Raw genomic sequence first — 9180 nt, 5'->3', positions numbered from 1 at the left:
CTGAGCCAGGATCAAACTCTCCGTTTTGAAACCTGTTGTATAAAAGCGAACTTTCATACACTCATTCATTTGTTATTTAGCTGATTTTTTAACCTTCAGCCTAGGTTGATTCTTTACTGACGCAAGGCTTAAGGTGTATACTAGCTTTCAAACTATAGATTTTTCATGGTTCGGTGCCTCTTGGCTCCGCGTTTGTTTTGCGCTTCGCTCTCTCAGGCACTTATTCATAGTAGCGAGCCTCCACTCGATTGTCAACTCTTCCAAGAAAAATTTTTGAAAGAATTTTTGAGATTGCTCAAAACTGTCTGCTGTGACGAGTTTGGGCAAAAATGGGAGATGCACTTTCAATGAGTCAGGAAAAGTAATTGTGAATTTTCAGTCAGTCATAGCTACATTGCATGAGTTCTGGAGTGATCGCGGTTGTCTGATTGCCCAACCCTACGATATAGAAAAAGGAGCAGGCACTAAGAACCCTCATACTTTTTTAAGAGCGCTAGGACCAGAACCGTGGGCTGTTGCCTATATTGAACCTTGTCGCCGTCCTACTGATGGGCGTTACGGCGAAAACCCCAATCGTTTCCAACACTATTACCAGTACCAAGTTCTGATTAAACCTTCACCAGATAATATCCAAGAAATTTATCTTGATTCCTTAAGGGCTTTGGGAATTCGTCCTGAAGACCACGATATTCGCTTTGTAGAGGACAATTGGGAAGATGCAACGGTGGGAGCTTGGGGAACTGGCTGGGAGGTGTGGTTAGATGGAATGGAAGTCACCCAATTTACCTACTTTCAGCAATGTGGAGGACTTGATTGCCGTCCAGTGTCTATTGAGATGACTTATGGTTTGGAAAGACTGACGATGTATCTCCAACAAGTAGATGCATTTACCAAGATTCAATGGACAGACAACATCACATATGGAGATGTTCACCTCCAAGGAGAGATTGAGCAGTGTGTTTACAACTTTGAAACATCAAATCCGGAAATGCTGCTCACATTATTTAACATGTATGAGCAAGAAGCACAGCAATTGACTGAACGAGGACTAGTGTTACCCAGTCTAGATTATGTCTTAAAATGTTCACACACTTTCAATTTGCTAGATGCAAGAGGAGTCATTTCTGTTACAGAGCGAACCCGTTACATTGCAAAAATTCGACATTTAGCGCGAAAAATAGCGCAATTATATGTGGAACAACGAGAAAAGCTGGGTTTTCCGCTTTTAAATAAGCTAGCTAGTTGAGTGCATTGTAACTACGAAAGTGCCCTCACCCCCAACAAGGGTGAGGTCATTTTGATTTATGCAAGGAGTTGCCAGATGAAATGCTGCAAAAAAGTCAAGGTTTGTAAGAAAGACTCAATCTTATTCAAGTTTTGGAATCTATATGCAGCTTGGTTTCGCTCTTTGAGTATTCCCTATTTGATAGTACATTCAGGACATCCTTTGATCAGGGTAAGCTCATCTAATTTGGTATAAAGTATACTTGACAATAAGAATTGAGGATGATGGGTGAGATGACTAAAGTCGGGCGATCGCCTACAGTGAGGAGATGCCTTGACAAATAAGAATTGAGGATGATGGGTGAGATGACTAAAGTCGGGCGATCGCCTACAGATCGCCTACAGTGGGACTGGAGTTTAGACTACAGGGATGCAAAACGACCCAGCACTGCTGAGTTAATAACAAACTTACTCAAAGCATGAAAAATCTTTGATATTAAACCGCAACGGATGGTTCTTTGGGTGATAGTGTAGCTCTTTTTTTGACTTTTGGATAACGAATTCTACGTAGACGGGTTCTTCCTGGTGTCCAGCCTGGAGATTTTCCGCGAGGTTTCGGCGAACACGCAGGAGTACCAATAGCTGCCAAAATTCCGAACCAAGCCTGAGCAACCCTTCCAGGGGTCAATTGTATAGCTGTAGTCAATTCTATTAGGACATAGACTATAAGTATTGCTATTGTTTCTGCTCAACTTTCGATGGCTAAACCCTACAGTGATGACTTCCGGCAAAAGGTGATGCAAGCGATTGAGTTGAACGGTCTCAAGAAGAGTGAGGCGAGTCAACTGTTCAATATCAGTCGCAATACGATTAACTTGTGGTGTCAGCGCAAAGCCGAAACGGGTGATATCAAGCCAAAGCCGAGGCAAGCGTCGCAACAGCGTCGGAAAATCACCGATTGGGAGAAGTTTCGGGTTGGGCTTTCCCCAAGGGCAAAAATGGACAACCCTTGTATTTTTGACTGCGACAGTCACGGGGTCGCGCCACGTAAAAATTTTGGCAGCCGCCTTACTACGAGTACTCGTCTTTACGGGGTTACGACTGGGAAAAAGGGTCAAGCCTTATTACAACGAGTACCCGTGAGCACCGACAAATCAACCAAACAAAGGCTTGACCCTTTTTCTTGTCCCAAGTGCTCAGGAACACAGTGAAATCAAACAAAGGAGCCAGTGCGTTGGGGAGGCAGTGCGGTCTTGGGGTTTCCCCAAGTTGCGCATCTGCCGTCGGGTTTCCCGACAGTCCCGCACTTGGCGTGCTGCCAAAATTTTAGGGGTCGAGGTCTGACACGCAGAAATTGAACCAGCCTTACTAGAACGCGTACCCGACTTGGAATACAGTGAAACAAAAACATTTGCGTAGCGCCCCCTGCTGGGGCTAGGCTGGTTCAATTTCCGGGGACAAGTGCGCTTGACTTTGCGTCAACTCGTTTTACCCAAGTTCTTGGGACGGATTAATATGATTGCCGGGTACCGGGATAGTCAATTAATTGCGCCATTTACGGTCGAGGGAGCGTGCAACCGCACAGTGTTTGAGACCTGGCTAGAAACATGCGCCATGTTTTACAAAAGGCGAGACCCAAGGCTTGTGCAGGGCTGTCGGGGAACCCCAACGGGAGAGCCAGTTGCCTGACGCCACATTCTTCAACGGGGGTTGGTAAAACCTGAATGCCCTCAACCAAGAAACGACTTACAAACGCAGTCTGAGACAAAAAATGAAACGGACAGCTATGGATAACGATTATATGATTTAAGTTCTTAATTCTTGTTTCATTGACGATATATTAGATTCCTCTAAGTCCTTGTGTCAAGCCTAATTGAGATGCTCTTACCCTGATCCTTTGATGGGTTTTTAGAGTTCTATTGCCAAAATGGTGATGCACTTGCAAACTGGAAATCTGGGGCTATACAAATAGCACTGATCTACGTAAGCTCAACATATGTTGTTTGCTTGCGTTGACTAGGTTTTTGGGCATATTGCCCATGTAGCCACAGATTCTATTTGCCAAATGTTTCTATAAAAATTCTGATGATTCAGGCAAGTGGTGTCATAATCTGTCTTAGCTATATTCTAGGGTTGCTATTTACAGCAGTTCCATTGGGCGGCTTTTGGGTATTGGGTTTGGGCGTAGTGGGAGCTATCTTTTTTGGAAAACGACACCCCAATATGCGCAAACACCTGCAAAAAAAGGATAAATCCCAGGCGAAAACCAAGACAGCGCTACCATTAACGCAAACGACTCCTCATGCAAGAGTTTGGCTTGTTGCTGGCGTAGTAGGGTTGCTGGCTAGTTTGTACTTTCAATCGCGTATTCCGACACCAGAAACCAACGATATCAGTAAATTCGTCTCGTCAGAAAATAGCAACAATCAAGAACAACTTTTTATTGTTCGTGGTAGTGTACTTAGTACACCCCGCATGACTCGCAATCAGCGTGGACAATTATGGTTACAAGCAACTCAGCTCGATGAAGTAAAAAACGAAAATGGTTCAGCTGGTGCAAGTAAAAAAGTAACAGGAAAGTTATATGTAACTATGCCTTTACTTCAAGCGACTGGATTACATCCTAATCAACATATTGCGTTGACTGGCGTTTTGTACAAACCAAAACCACTATTAAATCCTGGTGCTTTTGATTTTCAAAAATTTCTCCAGCAAGAAGGTGCGTTTGCGGGTTTGAGCGCACGACAAGTTAATATTCTGGATGAAGGAAAGAAATGGGGATGGTGGAAAATTCGGGAACAAATTGTGCGATCGCAAGTTCGTTGGTTGGGTATTCCTCATGGTCCTCTCGTCAGTGCTATGGTTTTGGGTAGTAAAGTCGTTGATTTACCTTACGAAACCCGAGACCGTTTTGTACAGGTAGGATTAGCTCATGCTTTAGCAGCGTCGGGGTTTCAAACATCGTTAATTTTGGGTGTGGTGCTGGGGTTAACGTCAAAGGCGAAAAAAGGAACCCAAATCATACTTGGTAGTATTGCTCTCCTTCTTTTTCTAGCTCTAACAGGTTTGCAGCCATCGGTACTTAGAGCTGTAATAATGGGATTTGCGGTACTGATTGGAATAGGATTCAAGCGCAAAGTCAAACAGTTGGGATCATTGCTGGTTACGGCGGTACTGTTATTGCTCTTCAATCCTCTATGGATTTGGGATTTAGGATTTCAACTGAGTTTTCTGGCAACATTGGGGTTAATTGTGACAGTACCCGCAATCACAAAGCGTTTAGATTGGTTGCCGCCTATTATGACATCTTCAATTGCAGTTCCACTAGCGACTGCAATTTGGACATTACCTCTTTTATTGTATGTGTTTAGTGTCGTAGCAATTTACACTCTGCCTGTCAATATATTCTCTACCCCTTTGATTTCTGTCATCAGTATTGGTGGAATGATAAGCGCCCTAGTCAGCTTAATTTTACCTGATGCAGGAAGCTCTTTAGCTCACTTGTTATATCATCCAACCCAGTGGTTGCTGAAATTAGTGGAATTTTTTGCGAGTCTACCAGGAAGTACAGTTGCTTTGGGTAGTATATCTCTTGGTCAGATGCTGACAATATACATACTGATTATATTGGCATGGGTGGTGCGTTGGTGGCAAAAGCGGTGGTGGTTTGCAGGCATAGTTGTATTGAGTTTAGTTTTTCTCCCTGTTTGGCATTCTGCAAACACGTTATTTCGCGTCACAGTGTTAGCAACTGGCAAGGAACCAGTTTTAGTGATTCAAGACAGAGGAAAAGTCACACTCATAAACAGTGGAGGTGAAGGTACGGGGCGCTTCACTATATTGCCGTTTTTACAACAGCAAGGTATCAATAAAATTGATTGGGCGATCGCTTCTGATTTTCAACGTAGTAACGATAATGCTTGGTTAGAAGTGTTGCAACGTTTGCCGATTGGAATTTTCTATAACTATTCTTCCACGTCTGAAAATGACATAACCAGTCAAGTCCTTCAAAAAGAAGTACAAAAGAGTAAAGGAATTTACCAAGGTTTGTCAGTCGGTCAAACGATAAGCACTAGTTCGGTAGTTGCCCAATTAATCAACAACCAATTACCTGTCTTGCAGCTGCAAATTTTAGGGCAAAATTGGTTGTTAGTGGGTGAGAGCAACACAACTGAACTGCTTGAGATAGTGAATACTAAAGGTTTAGTGCGTCCACAAGTCTTATGGTGTTCTCATCATTCTTTAAAAGAGTTAGTTTCTGTCTTACAACCGCAAGTGGCGATCGCAACTAGCGCCAACGTTGACCAAAAAACGTTATCTGAATTAAATCAAACTCAGACAAAACTATTCTTTACAGGTAGAGATGGCGCTATCCAGTGGACACCCAACGGACAGTTTGAGATCTTTATCCAGACTGCGGAAAATAAAACTTCTATTTTATAAAATTCTTATTTTGAAGAATTTAGATATCTGTAGTGCAGATAATAGCAGTTTGTAGTATGGCTTCCTGTCAGTTATACGGTGTGACAATTTCCTAATGCAAGCACTACCCGTTCGCCTCAAAAGCGTAAAATTTTTTCAGTGCAAAACGGATTTTGAAACAAAGCATGAGTAATACACAACATTGGTTTATAGTCAAGCTCTCTACAGGCAATTGCGAAATCATCCCCAGCGACGAAGTAACTGAGGAAAATGATCCAGAAATTATTGAGCAATGGGGACCATTTACTTCCCAAGGAGAAGCGATTGCTCGCCGCGTAGGACTGATTAGATCTGGAAAATGCCAGCCAGTATGAAACAAAGAAGAAGGGAAAACAAAGAATGATTTTCATCTTTTTCTTTTTCCCTCTTCTGTGTTTATTTTTCGGCTCTAGTGTTTCCTTTCTGTGCAATTTCTTTGCCTAACACTTCTACAGCTTTAGCAAATTGGGGATCCTGTAGGGTGGCAATTTTTTCGCGTTCTTTGAGCCACAACTGCTGTCGCTGAGCATCTGTCAAGTCCACTTTGACATCTGGGTCAATCCCATGCTTATTAATATCACGATTATTGGGAGTATAGTACTTAGCAATTGTCACCGCCAGTCCTGAACCATCATCCAGAGGACGCACTGATTGTACTAACCCTTTGCCAAAGGTCTGACTACCGATTAAAACAGCACGTTTGTTATCCTGTAAGGCTCCTGAGAGGATTTCACTGGCACTTGCTGAACCTTTGTCCACTAGCACCACTAACGGTTTGGTTGTCAAAGCACGTCCGTTTGCGATTTCTCGTTCTACTTCTGCGAAGCGATCCTTAGTCGAAACTATTGTACCTTTATTCATCCACATCCGGGCAATTTCGATGCTAGAGAAAAGCAAGCCACCTGGATTATTACGTAGATCCAGGACATAACCATCTACCTGCTTCGCTTCTAAATTTCTGATTGCTTGTTGCATTTCCTTAGAAGCGTGAGCACTAAACTGCTTCAAGCGAATATAACCAACCTTACCTACTGGAGTTTGCTTTTGGGAATACTCTACTGGATGAATTTCAATTTTTGCTCTTGTAATTCTGAATTCTTTTTCTTGACCATTGCGCAGAACTGTCAAGTTGACTGGTGTTCCTGCTTCTCCTCGGATCAAGGATACAGCCTGATTGGTATCCATACCCTCGGTGCTTTTTCCATTGATTTTGGTTATGATGTCTTTTGCCAGAACGCCAGCTTTTTCTGCAGGTGTATCCTCAATAGGCGCAATAACAGTCAGCTTCTTCGTTTTCTCATCTAGACCAATTTGGATACCAATACCTGTCAGTTCTCCAGAGGTGTCCACTTGCATATTTTTGAATTCCTCTGGATCCATAAACCGGGTGTAAGGGTCATCCAGCTTCTTTAGCATTTCCCGGATAGACTTGTAAGCTTCCTGCTTGTTGGTGTAAGACTTGTTCAGGTACTCACGACGAACAGCCTGCCAATCTACTTTATTAAAAGTACCATCTACATACTGGCGGTTAATAATTTGCCAGACTTCATCGACTAATTCCTTAGGACTTTCTTTAAATAAGGCCTGTCCTTGTGAGTGAATACCCAGACTAGTGACTGCGATCGTTGTCAGTGTCACCGCTGTAGCACCCAAAACAAGTCCACTTCTTGTAATCACCATAATGACAGCTGTGTCAGACGGAAAGTTTTATAATCAGTATGCTCAATCTAACACAGGGTTTTGCTGTACGGACTGAGCATATTTTTCTATTTCACAAAAATGCTTTGTCATCCGGCGACTACTTACATCGGCGGTACAAAACTTGTCGAAAACTTTATGGATCTATCCAACGTCCATCTATCTTAATCAAGTTGATCAATTCTTCGACTCCTTTTTCTTCTGGAACTTTTTTAATTTCTTCTCTCCCACGGTAGAGAGATATATATCCAGGGGTTTTACCAACATAACCGTAGTCAGCATCAGCCATTTCTCCGGGTCCATTGACAATACACCCCATAACTGCTATGTCCAGTCCGGTGAGATGTTTAGTCGCTTCGCGGACTTTGTGCAGAACTTCTTCTAAGTTAAACAATGTACGTCCGCAGGAGGGACAAGCAACGTACTCCACCATCGTTTTCCGCAATCCCAAAGCTTGCAAAATACTGTAGCAGACAGGGATTTCTTTCTCTGGTGATTCTGTGAGTGACACACGAATTGTATCACCAATGCCATCAGCTAAAAGAGTTGCAATACCAGCAGTGGATTTAATTCGTCCGTACTCACCATCACCCGCTTCAGTGACACCCAAGTGCAAGGGATAATCCATACCCAGTTCATCCATCCGTTGTGCCATGAGGCGATAAGCGGCTATCATAACTGGCACTCTTGAGGCTTTCATCGAAATGACCAAGTTGTAGTAATCCAAAGATTCACAAATGCGAATAAATTCTATTGCTGATTGCACCATACCTTCTGGAGTGTCACCATAGGTGAACAACATCCTTTCAGCAAGAGAACCGTGATTGACACCAATTCGCATAGCCTTGTCTTGATCACGCAAGAAAATAACTAATGGTGCCAGAGTTTCGCGGATTTTTTCGCCAATTTCGTCAAATTCAGCGTTAGTATATTCGGTTCTATTCGGGTTTGGCTTTTCAAACACGTATAACCCTGGATTAATCCGCACTTTCTCTATATGTTTGGCGACTTCCAAAGCAATTTTTAAACCATTGTGATGTACGTCAGCAACAATCGGCACGTCTTGGTAGGTTTTGATTAATTTTTGTTTAATCTCTGCCAATGCTTTGGCATGAGCCATACTGGGTACAGTAGCGCGAACGATTTCGCAGCCAATTTCATGAAGACGGCGAATTGCTTCTACAGAACCATCTATATCTAGGGTATCTTCGTTAATCATTGACTGGACCACCACAGGGTAGCCACCCCCAATGGTGACATTACCAACTTTGACTGAACGGGTTTTGCGCCGTTTAATCGTGGTGTCAAAGGTAAGTTGAAGATTTGCAGTGTTGGGAGTTGTTAGCGTAGGCAGGGTTTGCATATCCTGTTCAGTAAAATTTTTGTAGCAAAGATATCAAGTTGGAAAACATTCTGTTTCCCAGATTGCCATATCAGAGGCTCATTTGAGTGATGAAGTTGAAAAAAAAGGAAGAAAAAAGGGAGAAAATGAGTGGCGAAGGAGGCAGATTGGAAAAATAAGTAAAAATAACTATCTAATCCTCTAAAACCCAAAATTCAAAATCTAAAATTACGGTAAGTAAGAAATATTATTAGCAACATCAATCATTTTATGAGTCAATTATTAATTTCTGTCATTCACTCTATTCCTGACGGTGAGGCTTTAATTAAAACCGTACTTTGTCACTACCCTATCAGCAATATCCGTAACTGTAAACTATACAAGCGAGGTCTTAACGATACGTATTTGGTAGAAACTGAGCAACAAAGTTACAGCGTATTGCAGGTTTATGAGGT

The 9180-nt window shown here is 42.5% G+C and carries 6 protein-coding genes and 3 pseudogenes; 7 read left to right on the top strand and 2 right to left on the bottom strand.

Features of this window, described 5'->3' with window-relative positions; translation table 11 throughout:
* The first annotated feature begins 367 nt into the window (after positions 1 to 367).
* From glyQ to DP117_RS32130, 6 genes and pseudogenes are all read left to right on the top strand, one after another.
* Positions 368 to 1246 carry a glycine--tRNA ligase subunit alpha gene (gene glyQ, locus DP117_RS32150; protein WP_169222231.1) on the top strand — a complete coding sequence of 293 codons (879 nt, stop codon included), beginning with the start codon at positions 368 to 370 and terminating at the stop codon, positions 1244 to 1246.
* A 332-nt stretch (positions 1247 to 1578) separates the two neighbouring features.
* A complete protein-coding gene (locus DP117_RS37120) occupies positions 1579 to 1707 on the top strand; it encodes a hypothetical protein (protein WP_282440344.1) in 129 nt (42 codons plus the stop codon).
* Positions 1708 to 1982: 275 nt separating this feature from the next.
* A pseudogene (locus tag DP117_RS36740) lies at positions 1983 to 2198 on the top strand (IS630 transposase-related protein); the annotation flags it as partial.
* A gap of 529 nt (positions 2199 to 2727) precedes the next feature.
* A pseudogene (locus DP117_RS36735) lies at positions 2728 to 2829 on the top strand (IS630 family transposase); the annotation flags it as partial.
* A 480-nt stretch (positions 2830 to 3309) separates the two neighbouring features.
* Complete coding sequence (locus DP117_RS32135) at positions 3310 to 5667, top strand: ComEC/Rec2 family competence protein (RefSeq protein ID WP_169222229.1); 2358 nt, start codon at positions 3310 to 3312, stop codon at positions 5665 to 5667.
* 164 nt (positions 5668 to 5831) lie between these two features.
* Entirely contained in the window at positions 5832 to 6020 is a 189-nt protein-coding gene (locus tag DP117_RS32130; protein WP_169222228.1) for a transposase, read from the top strand.
* A gap of 61 nt (positions 6021 to 6081) precedes the next feature.
* Here DP117_RS32130 and ctpC read toward each other — a convergent pair whose 3' ends face one another.
* Positions 6082 to 7365: a carboxyl-terminal processing protease CtpC gene (gene ctpC, locus DP117_RS32125; RefSeq protein ID WP_169222227.1), complete on the bottom strand. Its 1284-nt coding sequence runs from the start codon at positions 7363 to 7365 to the stop codon at positions 6082 to 6084.
* Positions 7366 to 7519: 154 nt separating this feature from the next.
* On the bottom strand, positions 7520 to 8746 hold the full coding sequence (ispG, locus tag DP117_RS32120) for a (E)-4-hydroxy-3-methylbut-2-enyl-diphosphate synthase (protein ID WP_169222226.1): 1227 nt from the start codon (positions 8744 to 8746) through the stop codon (positions 7520 to 7522).
* Positions 8747 to 8995: 249 nt separating this feature from the next.
* Here ispG and DP117_RS35740 point away from each other — a divergent pair.
* Positions 8996 to 9180, top strand: a pseudogene (locus DP117_RS35740) (hypothetical protein); the annotation flags it as partial.

The organism is Brasilonema sp. UFV-L1, from assembly GCF_012912105.1.
Taxonomy (GTDB): Bacteria; Cyanobacteriota; Cyanobacteriia; order Cyanobacteriales; family Nostocaceae; genus Brasilonema.
Note: the sequence above shows the minus strand (reverse complement) of the source record. Positions and strands in the feature narration are given on the sequence as shown.

What these genes read in the sequence shown, in the direction of transcription:
- ctpC (WP_169222227.1), bottom strand. Translation starts at nt 7,365, where the DNA reads ATGGTGATTACAAGAAGTGGACTTGTTTTGGGTGCTACAGCGGTGACA.
- ispG (WP_169222226.1), bottom strand. Translation starts at nt 8,746, where the DNA reads ATGCAAACCCTGCCTACGCTAACAACTCCCAACACTGCAAATCTTCAA.
- DP117_RS32135 (WP_169222229.1), top strand. Translation starts at nt 3,310, where the DNA reads ATGATTCAGGCAAGTGGTGTCATAATCTGTCTTAGCTATATTCTAGGG.
- DP117_RS32130 (WP_169222228.1), top strand. Translation starts at nt 5,832, where the DNA reads ATGAGTAATACACAACATTGGTTTATAGTCAAGCTCTCTACAGGCAAT.
- DP117_RS37120 (WP_282440344.1), top strand. Translation starts at nt 1,579, where the DNA reads ATGATGGGTGAGATGACTAAAGTCGGGCGATCGCCTACAGATCGCCTA.